Raw genomic sequence first — 21,056 nt, forward strand, 5'->3', positions numbered from 1 at the left:
ATGATCATGACTCTGACGACGACCGCGCGCATCAGCCCCGACTGGCCCTGCCAGGTCAAGGCACCGGGCAGCTACGACTGGGAGCGCTCCGCCGCCAAGTGGCTGCGCGAGCTGGTCCCGGCCCGCTACGCGAGCTACCCGGCGCTGATCCGGCACCCGGTGCTGCTCGCCCGGCACGCGCAGATCCAGGTCCAGCACGAGGTCCGGGTGGCGCGCACGGCGCTGCAGACGGCGCGCGCCGAGCTGCCCCTGCTGGGCCTGCCGGAGTCGGTCATCGAGCACACCATCAAGCTGTACGCGGCGGAGGTCATGCAACTGCAGCACATCGCCCGCAGCGTCCGCGCGGTCACCGAGGCGCTCGTCGGGCACAGCACCGGTCGCTGACCATATCCGTCCACGGATGCCCATATCCTTCACGGATCGGGTACGAGTGTGATCGGAGGCATCCTCTTGTGCCATGCTCGACCCGTGACGAGCGAGTACGTGCCTGCCGCGGACACCGGTGCCGTCGCCGAGCTGGCAGCCCTGGCCAGGATCGTGTCCAGGCAGCGCGCCGAGCTGGACCGACTGCGGGAATCGGTGGCCGCTTCCGCGGTGGTGGAGCGTGCCAAGGGTGCGCTGATGGCCACCACGGGCTGCTCCCCCGACGCCGCACACGAGGCGCTGGTCCAGCGGGCCGAGGCCGGTAACCGCACGCTGCTCGAGGAGTGCTGGCTCACCCTCGGCGCCCTGATGCCCACCTTGCCCGCCGCCGCGGCCCCCGCGGCCGAACCGCTCGTTTCGGCCGCGGCCCGGGAGACGCCCGCCGGGCCGGGCACCGCCGAGATCCTCGGCCGTCTGGGCAAGGCTCTGCTGCACGTCAGCTCCCCGCAGGAACTGGCCGGAACGCTCCGCGAGCAGCTGGCACCCCGGATCGACGCCGACGCGGTGCTGCTGTACCGGCGGCTGCCCGGCGACGGGCTCGAACTCGTCGGGCACGCGGGACTCGACGCGACGCTCGCCGCCCAGTGGCACCAGGTGCCGCCGCTGCATGGCTTCGCCCCGCTGGAGGCGCTGAAGGCGGGCGAGCCGCTGTGGCTGGAGCACTTCACCGAGGACCGGCAGGCGTTCCAGCTCATCGACGAGCCGTCCGGGCGCTGGCTGTCCCGGGCCTGGCTGCCGGTCTCGGCGGACACGGTCCTCGGTGTGCTGCGCCGCCGCGAGGCCGCCTTCGGGCGCGCGGACCGTGAGCTGCTGCAGTCCGTCGCCCGGCTCGGCGCCGGCCGCCTCAGCGCCCTGGGCGCCCCCGCCGAGCCGGTGAGCTCGGACCTCTCCACGGCGGTGCAGTCGGTGCTCGACGCGCTGCCGGGAGCCACGGTCCTGCTGATCCCGCTGCGCACCGCCGCCGGGGAGGTGGAGGACTACCGCATCGCGGCGGCCACTCCGGGCGCCGTCGACATCCTCGGCCGCACCGGCCGCGAGCTGATCGGCTCGCACATCCTGGAGAGCTATCCCTCCGTCGCCGGCGAGTCGCTGTGGCAGGGGTATCTGAAGACGCTCGGTGGAGGCGAGCCGTACGAGGGCGAGCCGTTCGTCTACGAGGAGATCGTCGCGGGGGTGACCGTGACCGCCACCTACTCGGTGCGCGCGGCCCGGCTCGGCGACGGGCTGCTGGTGACCTGGCTGCGGCACGACACCGAGGAGCGGCAGGAGCAGCGGCTGGCGGACATGCAACGACTGGGCAACCTGGGCTGGGCGAACTGGAATCTGATTACCCATCAGGTCAACTGGTCCTCCCAGGTGTACACCATCCTGGGCCGCGATCCGGGGCGCGGTGCGGTTCCGCTCGACCTGCTGCCGGACCTGGTGCTGCCCGAGGATGCCCACGCGTTGGCCCGCGCCGTCTCCGAACTCGCCCGCACCGGTCGGCCGTTCGACGTGCCGTTCCGGATCAGGACCGGGAACGCGGTACGGCACCTGCGGGCCGTCGCGGAGGCGGTGAGCGCCGCGGACGGCACGGTCGTCGAGGTGCACGGCTTCGTTCAGGACCTCACCGCGCAGCGCAGCGCCGAACTCGCCCTGGTGGACAGCGAGCGCGCGATCCTCGTGCAGCGCGGCGTCATCGATGCCGAGCGTGCGCTCGCCGCCCGGCTCCAGCACGCCCTGCTGCCGCTGCCCAGCAATCCGGTGCGGCTGCACGGACTGCGCGTCGAGGTCGCCTATCTTCCCGCCCAGGCGGGGGTGCACGTCGGCGGTGACTGGTTCAGCGCGATCGAACTGCCCGACGAGTCCGGGCTGTTCGTGGTGGGCGACGTGGCGGGCCACGGCGTCGACGCCGTCGCCACGATGGCCCAGCTGCGGTTCACCGCCAAGGGCATGGTGAGCACCGGTTCCTCCCTCACGGGTGCGCTGGCCCGGCTCAACTTCCTGCTCCTGCACTCGCGCGACGCCCAGTCCACCGCGACGCTCGTCCTCGCCCGCTACGACCCGGCCGAGCGGCGACTCGCCTGGGCCCAGGCGGGTCACCCGCCGCCCCTCCTCGTGCGCGGGGGCAAGGCCTACCTGCTCGACCGCCCGGCCGGCATGCTGCTCGGCGCGTCGGCGAACCCGGTCTACGAGTCCGCCGAGTTCCAGCTGGAGCCCGGCGACCGGCTGCTGCTGTACACGGACGGCCTGGTCGAGCGGCCCGGCGAGGACATCGACGCGGGCCTGGACCGCCTGGCCGCGGCCGCGCTCGCCGCCGGACCGGCCACCCTGGACGCGCTCCTCACCGCGATGCTGGCGGGCGAACGCCGGGACGACGTGTGCGTGCTGGACATCCGGGTGCCGGTCGAGGACGAGGAGTAGTCGCACCCGCGGGCCGTCAGCCGTCGGTGAGGCTGGTGCGGGACTCCAGGGCGCGGCGGGTGTCGTCGCCGTAGACACCGCGTTCGTCCCCGCTGATGCCATACCAGATCTGGAAGCGTTCCACGGCGGCGGTCAGGGCCGCGTCGTAAGTGCCGCCGGTGGAGCCGTCGCGGTAGACGTCCGGGATGCGCAGCAGGCGCTGCTCCAGCTCGACGACCTCGGGGCCGGTGTCGCCCTGGCGGAGGGTTCCGGCGCCGTCGGGGTCGGTGGAGGTGTCCGAGGCCGGCGGGGTGGAGGCCGGTGCCGTGGTGGCCGACTCGGACGGCTGGGCCGCCTCGGCGGTACCCTCCCGGCCGGGCAGCAGCAGGGCGCAGCCGAAGCCGACCAGGGCCGCCGCGCCGACGGCCACCACGACGGCGGCCCTGCGCAGTCCCGGCCCGAAGCCGAAGGAACGGGAGGGGTCGGCGCCGTGGCCACGGCGGCCGGGCATGGTACGCGGGCCGTCGGTGACGGGCGGCAGTTCCTGGGTCTCGTCCTCCATGCCGGAGCCGAAGGACCCGGTGCCGGAACCGACGGCCGGTTCGAAGGCCTCGAAGTCGGCGGGCCCCCGGCTCCGCGCCTCCTTCGCCTCCTTCTTCTCCTTCGCCTCCCGCGTCCGCTCCGCGGCCTCCGCGTCCGCGTGGAACTCGCGCATCAGCTCCGCAAGGGTGTCGAGCCGGCGCGGGCGCAGGACCCGGACCGGTTCCAGGACCGGCCCGCGGTGCGGCTGTTCAGGGTCGGGCGGTGTCGACACACTGCTCTCCTTCCACTCCCCGTGCGCACGGGGAGTTCCGCGATCCCCGAGAACACATACGGGAGGACCGCCCCACCGGTTCAGACCGGGAGCGCGAGCGGGTCCGGGGCGGCCGGCAGAGCACTCAGTCCCCCAACCTGGTGCACTGAGTGCCACACGGGTCGGCGGAATGCTACGTTCGCGTCCATGAGCTCCAGCAGCGTGGCACCGCCCGCCAAGCCGCCCATGCGGGACGCCCTGGTCGCGGCGGCCTTCCGGCTCTTCGTGGAGCGCGGGTACGAGCAGACGACCGTCGACGACATCGTTGCCCTCGCGGGGGTCGGGCGCCGGTCGTTCTTCCGCTACTTCCCGTCCAAGGAGGACGTGGTCTTCCCCGACCACGAGGGGTGCCTGGCCGACATGACCGCCTTCCTGGCGGCGGACGACCCGGAGTGCGAGCCGGTGCGGCGGGTGTGCGACGCGGCCCGGCTGGTGCTGCGGATGTACGCGGAGAACCCCACGTTCTCCGTACAGCGCTACCGGCTCACCAAACAGGTCCCGGGGCTGCGCGCGTACGAGCTGTCGGTGGTGTGGCGCTACGAGCGCGCCCTCGCCGAGTACCTGCGCGGCCGGTACGCCGGCCGCCCCGACGGGACGCTGCGGGCGGATGTCGTCGCGGCGGCCGTGGTCGCGGCGCACAACAACGCGCTCCGCTCCTGGCTGCGTTCGGAGGGGCGGGTCGACGCGGACGAGACGGTCGACCACGCCCTCGGGTACGTGCAGGCCGCGTTCGGCACCGGGGCCGCCGGGGCCGCCGAGGGCGGGGCGTCGGCCGCGCTGTTCGGCGGCCCGGCGGAACACCCGGACGACGTGGTCGTCCTCGTCTCGCGGCGGGACGCCCCGCTGTGGCGGGTGGTCCAGGAGATCGAGACCGCGTTCGGCCGCGCCTGAGATCCGGAAGAGCTCATATTCGGGGTACGCAGTGCCTTTACGACTGGCACTGAGTGCCATACTCTGTCGACGTGCACGGTGGCACGGCCAACCGGGCACAGGCGTGCCCGGCCGGGTCCGGACACGCGGGATTCCGGGCGAGCGCAGGGAGTTGACCAGCGTGTACCACCACTCGACGAGCGCCGCGCAGTCGGCGGTCGGATTCGCGACGGGCGTTCTCGACCCCGCGCCCGCGGAATGGGGCAAGGACGCCATCGTCTACCAGCGCTGCACCTGGTGCGGCACCGCGATGTACCACCGGCTGCTGTGTCCGGTGTGCCAGTGCAGCGAGCTGCGGACGGAGCGCAGCGAGGGCACCGGCACGGTCCGCCACTCGACGGTGGTGCACCGCAACACCCCCGCCGCGCGCAACGTGTCCCTGATCGAGATGGCCGAGGGGTTCGTGGTCCGGGGCCGGGTCATGGGCCCGCCGATCGGCATCCACAGCGGTGACCGGGTCAGGCTCTCCACGGCCAAGGACCCCGTGCGGGGTGAGCCGGTCTTCCAGCTGCTGGACGAGCCGTACCGGGCCTGGAGCTGACGGTCGGAAATCCGGTTGCCCGGCGACCGGGCCGCTGGGCGAGGATGTGCCCATGGACGACGAACAGGCCCAGGCGGCGGCCGTGATCGCGGGCGAGCTGCGGCTGATGGATCCCGCGGTGCGCGCCTCCCGGGACCGGGCGGCCGAGCTGCTGGACCCGGAGTTCGTGGAGGTGGGCGCGTCCGGCCGCAGGTCCACGTACCAGCAGCTGCTCGCCGAACTGCCCGACAAGCCGGGGGCGTCGGCGAACGGCCCCCGGTACGAGCCGTCCGGCATGACCGCTGTCGTCCTCGCTCCCGGGCTGGTACAGGTGACCTTCGAGACCCGCCTCGGCGACCGCCGCTCCCGCCACAGCTCACTCTGGCGCCGGCACGACGAGCGCAGCGGCTGGCGCATGTACTACCACCACGCCACGGTCGTACCGCGCGGCGTCGAGTAGCACGCGAGGGGCGGCACCCGTCGAGTTCGCCCGCGGGCAGACCGCCCCCGAACTCGACAGGTGCCGCCCCCTCCCGCACCTGACCGGTTCACTCCGGTATCCCGCACGTGATCCGTTCACTCCAGTCGCACAGGCAACCCACAGACTCCACTCCCCGTCCTCCGGAGGGCGAGGGGCTTCCCCGGGACGGCCGGGGCGGCCCGTGCTCGCCTTGCGAGGAGGAGGAACATTGGTCCGTACCCGGCGCATATGGGTCACCGCTGCGGCGGTGCTCGCGCTCGCGGGAGGAGTGTCCGGCACCACCGCACACGCTCAACAGGGCCCAGCCGCAGCCGCATCCGACGGGAAGCTGCCGCCCGGCTGGCACATCGACCGGGGACGGCAGGCGCCCCAGCTGGTGTGGCGGTCCGGCAGGCGGGTGCCGATGGGAGACGCGCGGGTGGAATTCCGTGCGGGCGGGCGGCTGTTGGGGGTGCCGAAGCCGGAGCGGGACGGGCACACCTTCCGGCTCGGCCTGGACGGGGCACGGGCGGGCGCGCTGAAGGACCTTCAGGTCTGGTCCGGCGGACGAAGGTTGGACGCCCGTCCGGGCGCGGACGCCTCCGGGCATGCGGCGGCGGTCCGGCCGCCCGCACCGCTGCCCGCCAATCCGGTGGACCCGGGCAGGCCCGGCCAGTACCGCACGGAGACGGGCTCGTACCGTCTCAAGTCGGTGCGGCTGCCCGGGTTCTCCGTACCGGTCGAGATGCAGGCCGTGGTGGTCGCGCCCACCGGGGTCTCCGGGGCCCGCCCGCTCGCGCTGTTCCTGCACGGCCGCCACGCCACCTGCTACGCCCCGCACGGCGGCTCCGACGACGCCTCCGGCGCCTGGCCGTGCCCGGCCGGGACGCTCCCCATACCGAGTCACCGGGGTTATCTGCGCGACCAGCAACTGCTGGCCTCCCAGGGCTATGTGACGGTGTCGATCTCGGCCAACGGGATCAACGGCCAGGACTGGCAGGCCGAGGACGGCGGCGCGCAGGCCCGTTCGTCCCTGATCCGGCTGCACCTCGCGCACTGGGCCGACTGGGCGCGCGACCCGGGGCACGCGCCCCCGATCGTGCGCGAGGCACCCCGCGCCGACCTCTCCCGCGTGCTGCTGATCGGCCACTCGCGCGGCGGCGAGGGCGTCAACCGGGCGGCGCTGGACAGCCTGTACCCGCCGCCGGCCGACCAGGACGGCTACCACGGCAAGGTGCGCTGGCACATCAGCGGGACCGTGCTGATCGGGCCGACCGTCTTCGGCCAGAACCCGGTGCCGGACGTGCCGTCGCTCACGATCCTGCCGGGCTGCGACGGCGACGTCTCCGACCTCCAGGGCGAGGTGTACGTCGACGGCACCCGCGCGGTCAGCAAGGGCAAGGCCCTGCACAGCGCGGTGTACGTGATCGGCGCCGACCACAACTTCTTCAACACGGAGTGGACGCCGGGGCAGGCGCAGGCCCCCGCGGAGGACGACTTCTTCGACGACCCGGACCACCCGGACCCGGTCTGCTCCCCGGGCGCCGCGACCCGGCTGACGGCCGACCAGCAGCACCGGGCGGGCTCGGCGTACATCGCGGCGGCGGCCCGGCTGTTCGTCGCGGGGGACGACAAGGTCCGTCCGCTGCTGGACGGTTCGGGGCGGCGGGCGCCGTCGGCGGATCCGGCGCGGGTGCTCGGCCACGCGGTCGGCGCGAACCGCGGTGCCGGGTTCCTGCCGGACGGAGAGGTGACGGTGACCGGCGGCCGGCTGTGCTCGGCGGTCGATCCCGACCCGGCGGTGGCCTGCCTGGGCGAGGGCACCACGGGCGCCTCGCCCCACTTCGCGCAGTGGGAGACGGCACGGGAGGCCGGCCGGCACGCGATCGCGCTGCACTGGACGTCCGCCGGAACGCCGGCCCGCATCCGGGTGGCGCGGCCGGTCTCGCTCTCCGGCGCCGAGGCGCTCGCGCTGCGGGTCTTCGTGCCGCCGAACACCAGGGGCACCGGCCTCGACGTGTCCGTCACCGACAGCCACGGCCGGCGGGCCGTACTGGGCCGGGTCCGGGCCGACGGACTGCCCGGCAGCGACCGCACCGCGTCCTACTGGGCGCGCGAACTGCGCGTACCGCTCACCGCCGCCCGCCGGGCCGGCCTCGACCTGCGGTCCGTGACATCCCTGGAGCTGACGCCGCGTTCGGGGTCCGGACGGGCCTGGCTGATGGACGCCTGGGGCTGGCGGCCGGGCACCCCGGCGGTCCGCGCGGCCGGGCTGCCGCGCGTCGACGTCGGCCGGCTCACGGTCGACGAGGGCGACTCGGGCGTCCGCACCTACCACGTCCCGGTGCGGGTGTCCGGGCGGGGCAGCGGCCAGGTCCGGGTGTACGTCGTCGACCCGGCGACCGGTACCGCGAAGGACCGCCTGGTCACCGTGCGGCCCGGCGGCCACGGCATCGACGTGCCGGTCAAGGTGCGGGGCAACACCCGCTACGGCGCCGACGTGCCGTACGACGTGCTGGTCAAGGCCGTCCACGGGGCGGTCGTCGGCTCCTACCTGGGCGGGCTGACCGTACACAACGACGACCCGGCACCCACCGTCACCGTGACCCCGCTCGCGGACCGGGTGACCGAGGGCTCGGCCCTGAAGTGGCGGATCTCGCTGTCGGAGGCCGCGGACACGGACATCGGCGCGCTGTTCGTGCCGGTGCCGGCCGGCAGCGGCGGCACGGAGCTGTCCACCAAGGACGTCGCCCCCCGCTGGCTGGCCGACGTCTCCGGCGCCGATCCGGACCCGGAGCGGCCGCTGTCCCAGGTCGACGGCCTGTACCTGTGGCTGGACGTGCCCGCCGGGCAGACCCGCCTCGACGTGACCGTGCCCACCGTACGGGACCAGGTCGCGGAACCGGCCGAGTCGGTGACCTTCCAGCAGGCGGACGACGAGGGCAAGCCGCTGCCCGGCGGTCTGACGCTCACCGGCACGGTGCTGGACGCCTCGTAGCGCCCCGCGCGCCCTGAGGGGGTCCCGGCCTCCTCAGGGCGCCAGGGTCACGCGGATGCCGAGCGTGCCGTCGACGCCCCGGCGCAGCCTGCTGCCGAGGAGGGTGAGGCGGCCGGTGATGCCGTACTTGCGGGCGATGAGGCCGCGGTAGCGGGCGGTGGTGGCCGCGTCGGTGATCTCGGCGGTGGCCGGGACGGGGTCGCCGGTCGGGTTGCCACGCAGGTCGCAGGGGCCGACCGTGACGTCGGCACGGCGGCGGATGCGCTTGACCTTGAAGGAGTCGGCGACCGTCCAGACGCCGAGCGCGTCCCCGTCCCGCACCACCCACACCGGCGTGGGCACGGGGGTGCCGTCCTTGCGGTAGCTGGTGACCAGGAGGTACTTGCCGGCGCCGAGCCGGTCGAGGGCCGTACCGGTGGTGTCGTCCATGACCGGAGTCTAGGCGGCCCCGCGCCCCGCAGCGGCGCGGGGCCGTATCGATGTGCGGCTCCGCCGCGTGGGCGCGACCAGCCCCCACCGGCCCGCGGTCGACGAACCGCGCGGCCGGCGCAGCGCTCACGCTTCCGAATGCCTGTCGAGCAGGTCGAGGTACCTCCGCGCGAACAGATACGCGTCACCGGGCCAGCGGGCCGACAGATACGTGCCGTCCTCGACGACGAAGGCGTGGGTGTCGTCGGTCGCGGTGCCGCGCCGGGTGAGCTCGCGGGGGCCGCGCTCGAACTGGGCGTCCGGGTCGGCGAGGGCAGCGCGCACCTCGTCCTCGACGTAGGCGGGGTAGGTCCGGTAGTAGCGGCCCAGGCGCCAGGCGGTGGTCAAGTAGGCCGTGCGTTCCATGTACTTGGGCAGGCAGGTGGTACGGCGGCCGGACAGGACGCTGTGCCCGGTGGCCGGGTCCCCGGTGCGGGCGAGGACGAGGACACCGTGGCAGATCGCGCCGACCGGGCGGCCGAGCGCCCAGAACTTCCCTACCTGGTCGCGCAGTTCGGACGAACCGAGGTACTGGCGCATGCCGGGCGCGTGGCCGCCGGGCAGCAGCAGCCCGTCGAAGCCGGTGACATCGAGGTCGGCCCAGGCGAGCGTGGCGGTGAACTCAGGTGCGGCGGTGAGCTGTTCGTAGCACCGCTTGGGTTCCTCCGCCGCGCCGAGCTGCCCGAACAACACGCCGGTGAGCAGCCGGGGGTCGGCGGCGGGCCGGGTGCCGGCGCGTTCGGTGGCGAAGACCACCTCGTGGCCGGCCCGGGTCAGCTCCCACCAGGGCACGGCCACCTCGGTCACGTCGAAGTCCCGGTCGGGAAGCGGTATCAGCACGCGCATACGGCCATGATGTCAGCCGCGCGGCCACGCCTCACGCGAGCGCCGACGCCATCCGCTCCACCGCCTCCGTGATCACCTCGGGCGAGGTGGCCAGGTTGAGCCGTACGTGCCCGGCACCACCGGTCCCGAAGGGGATGCCGGAGTTGACGGCGACCCGGCCCCGGTCCAGGAAGACCTCGGCCGGATCGTCGCCGAGGCCGAGAGCGCGGCAGTCGAGCCAGGCGAGGAAGGTGGCCTCGGCGGGCCGGTACCGGATGCCGGGCAGGTGGCGGTCGAGCAGCCCGGCCAGCAGGCGCCGGTTCTCGTCCAGGCCCGCGAGCAGCGCGTCCAGCCAGGCGGTGCCGTCGGTCAGCGCGGTCGTGTGGGCGATGACGCCGACGTGGCTCGGGCCGTGGCTCACCTCCTCCGGCAGCCGGGCGAGGTCGGCGGCTGCCCCGGGTCCGGCCACGGCGAGCGCGGCCTTGAGACCGGCGAGGTTCCAGGCCTTGGACGCCGACATCAGGGACAGCCCGCGCTCGGCGCCCGGCACGCTCAGGTACGGCACGAAGCCGACGCCCGGGGCGGTGAGCGGGGCGTGGATCTCGTCGGCGACGACCCGGACGCCGTACCGCTCGGCGAGGGCGGTGACGGCGGTGAGCTCGTCGGCGGTGTGGACGGTGCCGGTCGGGTTGTGGGGGCTGCAGAGCAGATAGCCGGCCCGCCCGCCGCCGAGCCCGCGGAACGCCGCCTCCAGGACGCCGAGGTCGATCCTCCCGTCGGCCCCGAGCGGGGCCTCCACCACCCGCCGGTCCATGTGTTCGACGAACTGGTAGAACGGCGGGTACACCGGCGAGTTGACGACCACCGGGTCGCCGGGCCCGGTCACGAGCTTCAGCATCTCGACCACGCCGAGCATCACGTCGGGGACGATCGCGGTGCGGGCCGTGTCGAGCCCGTCCCAGTCCCAGCGTTTCGCGGCGAACGCGGCGAGCGCCTCGGCGTAGGCGGTGCCCGCCGGGTAGCCGGTGTCGCCGAGTTCCATCGCGTCCGTGACCGCGCGGACCACGGCCGGCGCGAGCGGCACGTCCATCTCGGCCACCCACAGCGGGAGCACGTCCTCGGGATAGGTGCGCCATTTCATGCTGGTACGACATCGCAGCCGGTCGAGGGTGAGGGCGCGCAACGGGTTCGGTCCGCCCGGATTCTCCTGCGGGATGCTGGTCATGGGCTCAAGATAGGCGGCTGGGGCGGGCCCGGGAACGAGGCGTGGGGCCGTGCCGCACTGCCACGGGATCGTAAAGATCACTACCGCCGTGAACACCCCGCGGGCCGCCCACGTATGGAGAGCAGGGCGCTCGACGACCGGAGGGCCCCGCGGTGCAGGCACCGCGCGTTCGGGGTTCGGGAGCCATTGATGAGGCACGCACGACGACGGGTCGTCCGGCGGGGGACACAGCTGGCGGCGGTCGGCGGACTCCTTCTGGGAGGCGCGATGGTCACCACGGCCATGGCGAGCGAGACTCCCGGCACGTCCGCCGTCCCGTTCAGTTCGGGCTCCGCGACCGAGGCCGGTGACACCGGGGCCGCGCTGGTGGCGGAGCTCGGCACGGCCCGCACCGCGGGCAGCTGGATCGGCGCCGACGGCAAGCCGGTGGTCGCGGTGACCGACGAGCAGGCCGCGGCGACGGTGAAGCGGGCGGGCGCCGAGCCCAAGATGGTGTCGCACAGCATGAACGAGCTGAAGGCGGCGACCGCGACGCTGAAGGCGGCACCTCGGGTGGCCGGCACCGCGTGGGCGGTGGACTACAAGACCAACCGGGTGATGGTGGAGGCCGACAGCACGGTCTCCGCGTCGGACTGGTCGGACCTGAGCCGGGTCGCCGCGGGCATCGGCGGTTTCGTGCAGATGCAGCGCTCCGAGGGCAAGTTCACCACCCGGCTGAACGGGGCGCAGCCCATCCTGTCGACGGGCGGCCGCTGTTCGGCGGGGTTCAACGTCACCAACGGGACCACCGATTTCATCCTCACCGCCGGTCACTGCGGTCCCGCCAACACCATCTGGTTCGACGAGGGACAGGGCAACGACCAGCAGGTGGGCACCACGATCGACACGCAGTTCCCGGGCAACGACTTCTCGCTGATCCAGTACGCGAACGGGAAGGCCGGTGACAACGCGGACGTGGTCGCGATCGGCAACGGCCAGGGCGTGCGGATCACGGGGGCGGCGGATCCGACGGTCGGCGAGAAGGTGTTCCGCAGCGGCTCCACCAGCGGGCTGCACGACGGCACGGTGACCGCGCTGAACGCGACCGTCAACTACCCCGAGGGCACCGTCACCGGGCTCATCCAGACCAACGTGTGTGCCGAACCGGGCGACAGCGGGGGTCCGTTGTTCTCCAACGGCATCGCGCTCGGGATGACCTCGGGCGGCAGCGGTGACTGCACCACGGGCGGGGTGACGTTCTTCCAGCCGGTGACGCGGGCGATGGCGGCGCTGAACGTGCAGCTGATCGTGGCGAAGCAGGCCGCCGGGGGGCAGGCCGCCACGCCCGCGCCGTCCGCGTCGGCCAACCACAGCGCCATCGCGCCGAGCACGGCCACGCCGGGTTCGACGGCGCCGGTCACCGGGGACGACACCAGCCTGGTCGCCCGGCTCACGGACACCCGCAATATCGGGCCGGGCCTGCTGGTGATCGGGGGCAGTCTGATCGCGCTGGTGGGCACGCGCTTCATCCGCGCGGAACAGGACCGCAAGGCGTACCAGCGCTACTACTCGGCCACTTGGGGCTGACGGGGCGGCGCGAGGTCTGCCGCGCGAGGTCCTACGAGAAGGGCACCCGCCCGCTGCGGGTGCCCGGGACGGGCGGTCAGGCCGTCTGGCCCGGCTGCTACGGGGTCGCTGCCGCCCATTCGAGGACGAGCCGCTGGTACTCCTCGCGCTGCTCGGTGCTCAGTGTCCCGCCCGACCGGAGCCACAGGGCCCGGATCTCCTCGTTGACCTCGTCGGCCGATCGCTCGGTGACGGTTTCAACAGTGGTGGACATGGTGTGAAGCATATGCCGCTCGACGTGAAGGCGCCGTGAGTAAGTACGACCGATACGGACATATCGGACCGTGTTACTCATCACGTCAATGTGTCAAGGACAGGCGGGAGTTCGCCGTGGTCCGGCAACGGCCGTACCTGCGGAAACGGCGGTTCAGCCGCCGGCCCGGCCGAGCACCAGAACCTGGATCGCCAGGACGGCCGCACCCCGCGCCCAGTCGTGGAAGTCGGAGACCTTGGTCTCCAGGCCGATCGGGGCGGCGAGCGGATGCCGGTGGGCGCGGACCGTCTCCCGCACCGTGTCCCCGGCCACCTCCATCAGGCCGACCCCCTCCCCGGCCAGCAGGATCTTCTGCGGCATGACGAAGTTCGCGATCTGCGCGAGCAGCGAGCCCAGCGCCCGGCCGGCCTCGCCGATCACCCGCGCGGCCATCGGCTCGCCCGCTGCGGCGCCGGCGAGGATCTCCTCGTACGACGCGTCGCGGCCGGTGGCGGCCCGGACCTGGTAGCGGATGCTGGGGATGGTGAGCAGCGACACGGCGCTGCCGCGCTCTCCCTGCGGGGTGAGCGGGCCCAGCGGGTCGATGATCCAGTGCCGCCCGAAGCCGCGGTCCTCCTCGGCGCACGGGACCCGCCTGCCGCCGAGCACCAGGCCGTAGCCGATGCCGGCGCCGATGGTCAGGACGACGAACCGGTCGAGTCCGCGGCCGGCGCCGAACCAGGTCTCGGCCTCGACCAGGGCGGCCACGTCGTTCTCCACGACGACCGGCAGCCCGGTGCGCTCGCGGACCAGGCCGGCCAGCGGAACGTCACGCCAGGACAGGTAGGGCGACTCGCCGACCACCGCGAACTCGCGCACGAACCCGCCGACGCCGATGCCGATGCCCGCGATCGCCGGGTGGCGGCCGGCGAGCTCGGCGGTCATGTCGGCCAGCAGGTCGGCGACGTACTCGGGGTCATGGCCGGCGAGGGGTCGGTCGAGGCGGGCGACGATGTCGCTCCTGAGGCTGGTGACCACGGCGTAGACCATCTCGTCGGTGATCTTGAAGCCGAGGAAGGACCGGGACTCGGCGACCACGTCGAGCGGCTGCGAGGGACGGCCCTGGCGCGCCTCCGCCGGGACGCCCGTCCAGGGTGCCTCGACGAGCAGCCCGGATTCGATGAGCGGCTTGGTGAGGCGGGTGAGGCTGCCCTGGGACAGGTTCAGCCTGCGGGCCAGCGCGGTGCGTGACAGCGGACCGTTGACGAGCACCTCGATCGCCACGGAGCGCTCCGCGGGGCTCAGCGGCAGCCAGTCGGTCACGGTATCCCTTTTCTTCCGGAGCTGAAGCAACCAAGCCACCCTACTGTGCGCCGGGTGCGCCGCATAAGCGCCCTCCTCGCACCTTTCCGACTTCCTTCCGCCCCTTGACGGCAAGATTCTTCCGCAGCAAAAGTAACCCCATGACTTTCTCACTCGGCATCGTCGGCGCCGGACAGTTCTCCGGCCAGTTCGCCACGCTGTTCCAGGCCCATCCAGGCGTCGGCGACGTGTACGTCACCGACCTGCTGCCCGAGCGGGCGGAGAAGCTCGCCGCCGACCAGGGTCTGGCGGGCACCTTCCCGTCGTACGAGGCCATGCTGGAGTCCGGCGTCGACGCGGTCGCGATCTTCACCCAGCGCTGGACGCACGGCCCGCTGGTCCTCCAGGGCCTGAACGCCGGCAAGCACGTGTACTCCGCGGTTCCGATGGCGATCACGACCGAGGAGATCGCCGCGATCATCGACACGGTCAAGGCGACCGGGCTGACGTACATGATGGGCGAGACCAGCCAGTACAACCCGGCGACCGTGCACGCCCGCAACCAGATCGCCGAGGGCGCCTTCGGGCGGCTCTTCTACGCCGAGGGCGACTACGTCCACGACATGGACCTCGGCTTCTACGACGCCTACCGCTACAGCGGCGGCGAGAACTGGAAGGCGACCGCCAGCTATCCCCCGCTGCTCTACCCGACGCACGCGGTGGGCGGGGTGCTCGGCGCCTGGCAGACCCACGCGGTGAGCGTGTCGGCGATCGGGGTCGTGGACGACCGGGGTGACGGCGTCTTCGACAAGGAGGTCAGCCAGTTCGGCAACGACGTGTCCAACGCCACCGCTCTGTTCGAGGTGGCGGGCGGCGGTTCGTTCCGCACCAACGAGTTCCGGCGGGTGGGCTACCCGTCGCACATCCGTGAGTCCCGCTTCCGGTTCTTCGGCACGGAGGCGAGCATGGAGCAGCTGGCGACGGTGGCGCTGTGGCAGGACAAGAAGGGCGTCCAGGACATCAGCGAGCTCCTCGAGCCCAAGCCCACCATGTCGCCCGACGACCCGTCGCTCCAGCACATCGCGCCGGAACTGCGGGCCGCCTTCACCTCCGGGTCGGCACCGGTCCACGACCGGGCGCGGCTGCCGCGGGAGTTCGACGCGCTCCACAACGGGCACGAGGGCAGCCACCACTTCCTGGTGGACGACTTCGTGACCGCCGTCAACACGCGCAGTCTGCCGTCGGTCAACGCGTGGGTCGCGGCCCGCTACACCCTGCCGGGCATCATCGCGCACGAGTCCGCGCGGCAGGGCGGGGCCAGGCTGGAGATCCCGGACTTCGGGGACGCCCCGGCGAGCTGAGCCGGGGCGCCGGCCGGGGCCGGGTGCCGTCAGGTGCCCGGCTTGCGGCCGTACACGTAGACGTCGTCACCGGTCTTCAGCAGCGACCAGTACTTCTTGGCGGTGGTGGGGGTCATGTTGACGCAGCCGTGCGAGCCCGGCGGGTTCCACATGCTGAGATTCACCGAGTGGAAGGCCTGACCCCCGTCGAAGAACTGGCTGTAGGGCATCGGCACGTTGTAGACGGACGAGACGTGGTCGATGTCACGCCAGTAGATCTTCTTCAGGCCGGTTCGGGTCTCGAACCCGTCCCGGCCGGTGCGGACCGGCACCGGGCCGTAGACCAGCCTGCTGCCGTCCTGGATCCAGCTCAGCTGGAGCGTGAGGTTGACGCAGGCGATGCGCCCCTTGTTCGTCGGGCACTTGCCGTCCTTGTTGGGCTTGTTCCCGACGGCCTTCTGCTTGTTCATCAGGTCCATCACGCCCCAGGTGACGGGACCCGCGTACCCGACGGCGGGCGTGATGCCGTGCTTGTTCTGGAAGGCCTGGATCGCCTTGCAGTCGGCGGTGGACTGCTTGCCGTCGACCGGCCGCCCGAGGAACTTCTCCACCTGCTTCTGGTACGGCCCGGCCTGCGTGGTGCAGCTCGCCGCCTGCGCCGGAGCGGAGGTGAGGGCGAGCGTGAGCGGCGCCACAAGGCCAGTGACACCGAGCACTACGGCACTTCGTCTGCGTATGTCCCCCATATGGCGTCTGTCTCCTTTTTCCTGTGCTGTGGTCTCGTCGTACTGGACCGCCCGATGCGCGGCATTGGTTGTAGCCCGGGGCGCACTGTGACGAAACGGTTAACTTACCCGCCGTGGCTGCCCCGGCCGGCATGGGTCCACTTACCCGGAAGTGGCCCGCGCCACAGCGTCGTGGCCGACCTAGTGTGCGGGTCATGCACCCCGCACTCGCCGACGATCTCGCCCGGCTTCCCGAACTCCTCCAGTCCGCCCGCGACGTGGCCGCCCGTGCGGCGGCCGGATCGCCCGAGCGGCCGGTGGCCGTGCTCGGGCCCGCGCCCGCGCGGGCGCCGCTGCCCGGGCGGGGGGAGGGCGGGGCCGGCGCACTGGCCCGGTTCACCGAGCGGTGGGCGCCGGGTATGTCCGCCTCGGCCGGGCCACGTTACCTCGGTTTCGTCACCGGCGGGGTGACCCCCGCCTCCCTCACCGGCGACTGGCTGACCTCGGCCTACGACCAGAACCTGTCCGGGGACGCCGGTTCCTGGGGCGCCGCCCTGGAGCGCGAGACCGTGGCCTGGCTGGCCGAGCTGTTCGGGCTCGGCGACGCGCACAGCGGCGCCTTTGTGTCCGGGGCCACGATGTCGAACACGGTCGGTCTGGCGATCGCCCGCGCCTGGCTCGGGGAGCGGCTCGGGGTGGACGTCTCCCGGGCGGGCGCCGCCGCGCTCGGCCCGGTCGACGTGTTCTCCGGCAGCCCGCACTCCAGCGTCGGCAAGGCGCTCTCGGTGCTCGGCATCGGCCGGGACCGACTGCACCGGGTGGCGCTGCTGCCCGGCAACCGGGAGGCGGTGGACGTGACCGCGCTCGACGCGGCGCTGGCCGCGCGGGACGGACGGCCGGCCATCGTCGTCGCCAACGCGGGCACCGTGAACACCGTCGACTTCGACGACCTGCGGGCGATCGCCGCCCTCAAGGAGCGGTACGGCTTCTGGCTGCACGTGGACGCCGCGTTCGGCGCCTTCGCCGCCCTCTCCCCCGCCCACGCCCCGCTCGTCGCCGGGCTCGACGCGGCCGACTCGGTCTGCGTGGACCTGCACAAGTGGCTCAACGTCCCCTACGACGCGGCCGTGCAGTTCACCCGCCGCCGCGACCTCCAGGTGGCCGTCTTCCAGAACGAGTCCCCCTACCTGGGCCCGCCCGCCGGCACCCCGGACTTCCTGCACCTGACCCCGGAGAACTCCCGCCGGATGCGGGCGCTGCCGGCCTGGTTCGCGCTGACGGCGTACGGCCGGGACGGGCACCGCGAGATCGTCGAGCGCAACGTCGTCGAGGCCCGCCGCCTCGGTTCCGGCATCGAGGAGCTGCCCGCCCTGCGTCTGCTCGCCCCGGTCCGGCTCAACGTCGTCTGCTTCACCCTCTCCGAACAGCCCACGCAGGAACGGGTGGCCGCGCTGGCCCGGGCGGTCGCCGCGTCCGGGGAGGCGTTCCTGACGCCGACGGTGTACGGCGGGGTTCCGGCGCTGCGGGCCGCGTTCAGCAACTGGCGGACCGCCGAGGACGACACCCGGCGCGTGCTGGCGGTGCTCGCGACCGCGTCAGCCGCTCTCTGAGCCGCTCCGGGCCTCCCGGTGCGGCCGCAGCGCGGCGTGGAATCCGCTGTGGACGGCGGTGAGTCCGCCGTCGACGCTCAGGGTGGTGCCGGTGATCCAGGCGGCGTCGCGGGAGGCGAGGAAGGCGACGGCCGCGGCGATGTCCTCGGGTTCGCCGACCCGGCCGAGCGGGTACAGCGGCCGGACGGCGTCGAGTTCGTCCTCCCGGCCCGCCCAGGCCGAGGTGCGGACCGTCCCCGGCTCCACCAGGTTGACCCGCACCCCGCGCGCGGCCGCGTGCCCGGCGAGGGTGCGGGTCAGCGAGGCGAGACCGGCCTTGGCGGCGCTGTAGGCGTGGTTGCCGAAGTCCGCCCGGGCGTTGACGGAGCCGATGCTGACGATCGCGCCCCGTCCGGAGGCGGCGAGATACGGGAGGGCGGCACGGCAGCAGCGGTGGACGCCGGTGAGTGTGATGTCGAGGTCCAGCGCCCACCCGTCGTCCGGCTGGTCCTCGAAGAGGGGGACGTCCGGGGTGCAGTGCGCGGCGCAGTTCACCAGGACGTCGAGCGTGCCGAAGGCGCCGACGGCCCGCTCGACGGCCGCCGCCACCGAGTCCCGGTCGGCGACGTCACAGGCGAACGCCGTTACCGCCAGGCCCTGTTCGCGCAGCGCGACCGCCGTCCGCTCCGCCTCGGGCAGGTCCCGGTCGGTCGCCAGCACCTGTGCGCCCTCCTCGGCCAGCCGACGGGCGACGGCCGCGCCGATGCCGCGGGCCGCGCCCGTGACGAGAACTCCGTGTCCGGCAAAGCGAGTCAGTCCGGTCATGGCGACGACCGTACGGGCCGGACGATCAACAGGACAGATACCGTGCGCACATGACCGCGTTCCTGCAGCAACTCCCGGCCCTGATAGGCGTCGTGATCGGCGCGCTCGGTTCGTACCTCGCGGTGGTGCGGGGTGACCGGGCGCGGTTCCGGCGAGAGCAGGAGGCGCGCTGGGAGGAGCGGCGGCTGGCGGTGTACAGCGAGTACGCGCGGGCGCTGAAGAAAACGGTGAACCTCACCTACCGCGTCGCGGCCCATCTCGGCAACGACCCGCATCCGCACCCGATCTCCCCGGCCGAGGCCGAGCCGCAGCTGGCGGCGGCCACCGACGGCCGCGATCCGGCCGGGGAGGCGCTGATCATGCTGGGCAGCCGGGAGGTGGTGGAGCAGGCGCGGGAGTGGGTGACGGCGGTGATGGCCATGGAGCGGTTCATGCGTTCCGGGACGGTCGCCCCGGACGCCTGGCAGGACCTGCTGGCACGGCAGCGGGCCTGCCGGGAGCGCTACTACACCGCCGTACGCGAGGATCTCGCACTGCCTCCGGGGCATCCGGCGCTCTGGCCGACCCGGCCGGCGTCCGACGACTGAGGGGCGTGCCGGTTCCGCGGTGGCCGGTTCCGCGGTGGCCGATGGCGGGCCTTCCGCGGAAGCCGGCATCACGTGCGGGTCAGTGTCCCCGGGCGATCCACTCCGCGAGCTGGGGTGCCTCGGCGCCGATGGTGGTCGGGTCGCCGTGTCCGGTCAGGACCTTCGTCTCCGGCGGGAGGGTGAGGAGCTTGTCCCGGATGGAGTCGATGATCGTCGGGAAGTGCGAGTAGGACCGCCCGGTCGCGCCGGGGCCGCCCTGGAAGAGGGTGTCGCCGGTGAAGACGACGCCCAGGCCGGGGTCGTGGAGGCAGACGGCACCGGGGGCGTGGCCTGGCGTGTGCAGCACGGTCAGGTCGGCGCCGGCGGCCTCGATGACCAGCCCGTCGGACAGGTGGTTGTCGGGATCGCGGTCGGGGTGGGTGAGCTTCCACAGCGGCAGGTCGTCGGGGTGCAGCCAGATCTTGGCGCCGGTGAGGTCCGCGAGGGCGGGCGCCGCGTCGATGTGGTCGTTGTGGGCGTGGGTGCAGACGATCGCCTTCAGTACGCGGTCGTCGACCGCCTCGGCGATGGCCCGGGCGTCGTGCGCGGCGTCGATGACGATCACTTCGCGTTCGTCGCCGACGATCCAGACGTTGTTCTCGACGTCCCAGGTGCCGCCGTCGAGGGTGAACTGGCCGGAGGTGACGAGGCGTTCGATGCGCGTGGTCATCAGAGCACCACCACCGAACGCAGCACGTCGCCGCCGTGCATCCGATCGAACGCCTTCTCGACCTCGTCGAGCTGGATCGTCTCGGTGACGAACGCGTCCAGCGGCAGCCGTCCCTGGAGGTGCAGGTCGATCAGCATGGGGAAGTCCCGGGAGGGCAGGCAGTCGCCGTACCAGGACGACTTGAGGGCGCCGCCGCGGCCGAAGACGTCGAGGAGCGGCAGTTCCAGCTTCATCTCGGGGGTGGGTACGCCGACCAGGACGACGGTGCCCGCGAGGTCGCGGGCGTAGAAGGCCTGCCGGTAGGTCTCCGGGCGGCCGACCGCCTCGATGACGACGTCGGCGCCGAAGCCGCCGGTCAGGCCGCGGATGGCCTCGACGGGGTCGCTCTCGCGCGAGTTGATCGTGTGGGTGGCGCCCAGGGAACGGGCCTTCTCCAGCTTCCGGTCGTCGATGTCGACGGCGATGATCTTCGCGGCGCCCGCCAGGTTCGACCCGGCGACCGCCGCGTCGCCGACCCCGCCGCAGCCGATCACGGCGACCGAGTCGCCCCGGCCGACGTTGCCGGTGTTGATCGCGGCACCGATGCCGGCCATCACCCCGCAGCCGAGCAGCCCGGCGACCGCCGGGGAGACGGCCGGGTCGACCTTGGTGCACTGCCCGGCGGCGACCAGCGTCTTCTCGGCGAAGGCGCCGATGCCGAGGGCCGGGGCGAGTTCCTGGCCGGTCGAGGCGAGGGTCATCTTCTGCTTCGCGTTGTGGGTGTTGAAGCAGTACCAGGGCCGCCCGCGCAGACAGGCCCGGCAGGCCCCGCACACGGCACGCCAGTTGAGGATCACGAAGTCACCGGGCGCGACGTCCGTGACGCCCGCGCCGACCGACTCCACCACCCCGGCGGCCTCGTGGCCGAGCAGGAAGGGGAACTCGTCGGTGATGCCGCCCTGTTTGTAGTGCAGATCGGTGTGACAGACCCCGCAGGCCTGCACCTGTACGACGGCTTCGCCCGGCCCCGGGTCGGGCACCACGATCGTCTCGACCCGCACGGGCTCGTCCTTGCCCGGTGCGATCACGCCGCGTACTTCCTGCGCCATGGGCCTGCC

The 21,056-nt window shown here is 73.1% G+C and carries 20 protein-coding genes; 10 read left to right on the forward strand and 10 right to left on the reverse strand.

Annotation, left to right across the window (positions count from 1 at the left end):
* Positions 1 to 384, forward strand: coding sequence for a hypothetical protein (locus tag ACFY6U_RS08685; RefSeq protein WP_351500585.1), 384 nt, complete (start codon positions 1 to 3; stop codon positions 382 to 384).
* An 84-nt stretch (positions 385 to 468) separates the two neighbouring features.
* A complete protein-coding gene (locus tag ACFY6U_RS08690) occupies positions 469 to 2,826 on the forward strand; it encodes a SpoIIE family protein phosphatase (protein ID WP_390036021.1) in 2,358 nt (785 codons plus the stop codon).
* A gap of 16 nt (positions 2,827 to 2,842) precedes the next feature.
* Here ACFY6U_RS08690 and ACFY6U_RS08695 read toward each other — a convergent pair whose 3' ends face one another.
* Entirely contained in the window at positions 2,843 to 3,619 is a 777-nt protein-coding gene (locus tag ACFY6U_RS08695; RefSeq protein WP_390036023.1) for a peptidoglycan-binding protein, read from the reverse strand.
* 186 nt (positions 3,620 to 3,805) lie between these two features.
* Between ACFY6U_RS08695 and ACFY6U_RS08700 the strand changes: the two genes are divergently transcribed.
* From ACFY6U_RS08700 to ACFY6U_RS08715, 4 genes are all read left to right on the forward strand, one after another.
* A complete protein-coding gene (locus tag ACFY6U_RS08700; protein WP_390036025.1) occupies positions 3,806 to 4,549 on the forward strand; it encodes a TetR family transcriptional regulator in 744 nt (247 codons plus the stop codon).
* A gap of 160 nt (positions 4,550 to 4,709) precedes the next feature.
* The gene (locus ACFY6U_RS08705; protein WP_390036554.1) at positions 4,710 to 5,129 is read left to right on the forward strand and encodes a Zn-ribbon domain-containing OB-fold protein; all 420 of its coding nucleotides are present in this window, start codon (positions 4,710 to 4,712) and stop codon (positions 5,127 to 5,129) included.
* Between the two features lie 52 nt (positions 5,130 to 5,181).
* Positions 5,182 to 5,568, forward strand: a complete 387-nt coding sequence (locus ACFY6U_RS08710) for a DUF4440 domain-containing protein (protein ID WP_390036027.1) — start codon at positions 5,182 to 5,184, stop codon at positions 5,566 to 5,568.
* Positions 5,569 to 5,797: 229 nt separating this feature from the next.
* Positions 5,798 to 8,566: a hypothetical protein gene (locus ACFY6U_RS08715; RefSeq protein ID WP_390036029.1), complete on the forward strand. Its 2,769-nt coding sequence runs from the start codon at positions 5,798 to 5,800 to the stop codon at positions 8,564 to 8,566.
* A 33-nt stretch (positions 8,567 to 8,599) separates the two neighbouring features.
* Here the strand turns inward: ACFY6U_RS08715 and ACFY6U_RS08720 are convergent, their stop codons facing one another.
* From ACFY6U_RS08720 to ACFY6U_RS08730, 3 genes are all read right to left on the reverse strand, one after another.
* Positions 8,600 to 8,995: a PPOX class F420-dependent oxidoreductase gene (locus tag ACFY6U_RS08720; protein ID WP_351500572.1), complete on the reverse strand. Its 396-nt coding sequence runs from the start codon at positions 8,993 to 8,995 to the stop codon at positions 8,600 to 8,602.
* 126 nt (positions 8,996 to 9,121) lie between these two features.
* Positions 9,122 to 9,880 (reverse strand): type 1 glutamine amidotransferase domain-containing protein, encoded by a 759-nt coding sequence (locus ACFY6U_RS08725; protein ID WP_390036031.1) that lies wholly within the window; start codon positions 9,878 to 9,880, stop codon positions 9,122 to 9,124.
* Positions 9,881 to 9,911: 31 nt separating this feature from the next.
* Entirely contained in the window at positions 9,912 to 11,084 is a 1,173-nt protein-coding gene (locus ACFY6U_RS08730; RefSeq protein WP_390036033.1) for a MalY/PatB family protein, read from the reverse strand.
* A 189-nt stretch (positions 11,085 to 11,273) separates the two neighbouring features.
* Here ACFY6U_RS08730 and ACFY6U_RS08735 point away from each other — a divergent pair, with 189 nt between their 5' ends.
* Positions 11,274 to 12,650 (forward strand): S1 family peptidase, encoded by a 1,377-nt coding sequence (locus ACFY6U_RS08735; protein ID WP_390036035.1) that lies wholly within the window; start codon positions 11,274 to 11,276, stop codon positions 12,648 to 12,650.
* 97 nt (positions 12,651 to 12,747) lie between these two features.
* Here the strand turns inward: ACFY6U_RS08735 and ACFY6U_RS08740 are convergent, their stop codons facing one another.
* Together ACFY6U_RS08740 and ACFY6U_RS08745 are read right to left on the reverse strand one after the other, a co-directional pair.
* Positions 12,748 to 12,903, reverse strand: a complete 156-nt coding sequence (locus tag ACFY6U_RS08740; RefSeq protein ID WP_351500593.1) for a hypothetical protein — start codon at positions 12,901 to 12,903, stop codon at positions 12,748 to 12,750.
* A 153-nt stretch (positions 12,904 to 13,056) separates the two neighbouring features.
* Entirely contained in the window at positions 13,057 to 14,205 is a 1,149-nt protein-coding gene (locus ACFY6U_RS08745) for an ROK family protein (protein ID WP_390036037.1), read from the reverse strand.
* Between the two features lie 140 nt (positions 14,206 to 14,345).
* Here ACFY6U_RS08745 and ACFY6U_RS08750 point away from each other — a divergent pair, with 140 nt between their 5' ends.
* Positions 14,346 to 15,545, forward strand: a complete 1,200-nt coding sequence (locus tag ACFY6U_RS08750) for a Gfo/Idh/MocA family protein (protein ID WP_390036039.1) — start codon at positions 14,346 to 14,348, stop codon at positions 15,543 to 15,545.
* A 29-nt stretch (positions 15,546 to 15,574) separates the two neighbouring features.
* On the opposite strand, the gene ACFY6U_RS08755 is transcribed toward ACFY6U_RS08750, so the two are convergent.
* Complete coding sequence (locus ACFY6U_RS08755) at positions 15,575 to 16,270, reverse strand: L,D-transpeptidase family protein (RefSeq protein WP_390036041.1); 696 nt, start codon at positions 16,268 to 16,270, stop codon at positions 15,575 to 15,577.
* Positions 16,271 to 16,464: 194 nt separating this feature from the next.
* Here ACFY6U_RS08755 and ACFY6U_RS08760 point away from each other — a divergent pair, with 194 nt between their 5' ends.
* Positions 16,465 to 17,859, forward strand: a complete 1,395-nt coding sequence (locus tag ACFY6U_RS08760) for a pyridoxal phosphate-dependent decarboxylase family protein (protein ID WP_390036043.1) — start codon at positions 16,465 to 16,467, stop codon at positions 17,857 to 17,859.
* Here ACFY6U_RS08760 and ACFY6U_RS08765 read toward each other — a convergent pair.
* Positions 17,845 to 18,663 carry an SDR family NAD(P)-dependent oxidoreductase gene (locus ACFY6U_RS08765; RefSeq protein WP_390036044.1) on the reverse strand — a complete coding sequence of 273 codons (819 nt, stop codon included), beginning with the start codon at positions 18,661 to 18,663 and terminating at the stop codon, positions 17,845 to 17,847. The genes ACFY6U_RS08760 and ACFY6U_RS08765 overlap by 15 nt on opposite strands.
* Positions 18,664 to 18,713: 50 nt before the next feature.
* On the opposite strand from ACFY6U_RS08765, the gene ACFY6U_RS08770 reads away from it, so the two are divergent.
* Positions 18,714 to 19,250, forward strand: coding sequence for a hypothetical protein (locus tag ACFY6U_RS08770; RefSeq protein WP_390036046.1), 537 nt, complete (start codon positions 18,714 to 18,716; stop codon positions 19,248 to 19,250).
* Between the two features lie 79 nt (positions 19,251 to 19,329).
* Here the strand turns inward: ACFY6U_RS08770 and ACFY6U_RS08775 are convergent, their stop codons facing one another.
* Both ACFY6U_RS08775 and ACFY6U_RS08780 read right to left on the reverse strand, forming a co-directional pair.
* Entirely contained in the window at positions 19,330 to 19,959 is a 630-nt protein-coding gene (locus ACFY6U_RS08775) for an MBL fold metallo-hydrolase (RefSeq protein ID WP_351496758.1), read from the reverse strand.
* A complete protein-coding gene (locus tag ACFY6U_RS08780) occupies positions 19,959 to 21,047 on the reverse strand; it encodes an S-(hydroxymethyl)mycothiol dehydrogenase (RefSeq protein WP_390036048.1) in 1,089 nt (362 codons plus the stop codon). Before ACFY6U_RS08780 ends, ACFY6U_RS08775 begins: the two co-directional genes overlap by 1 nt.
* Between the last annotated feature and the right edge of the window lie 9 nt (positions 21,048 to 21,056).

The sequence above is a fragment of the Streptomyces sp. NPDC013157 genome (assembly GCF_042899865.1).
Classification (GTDB): Bacteria; Actinomycetota; Actinomycetes; order Streptomycetales; family Streptomycetaceae; genus Streptomyces.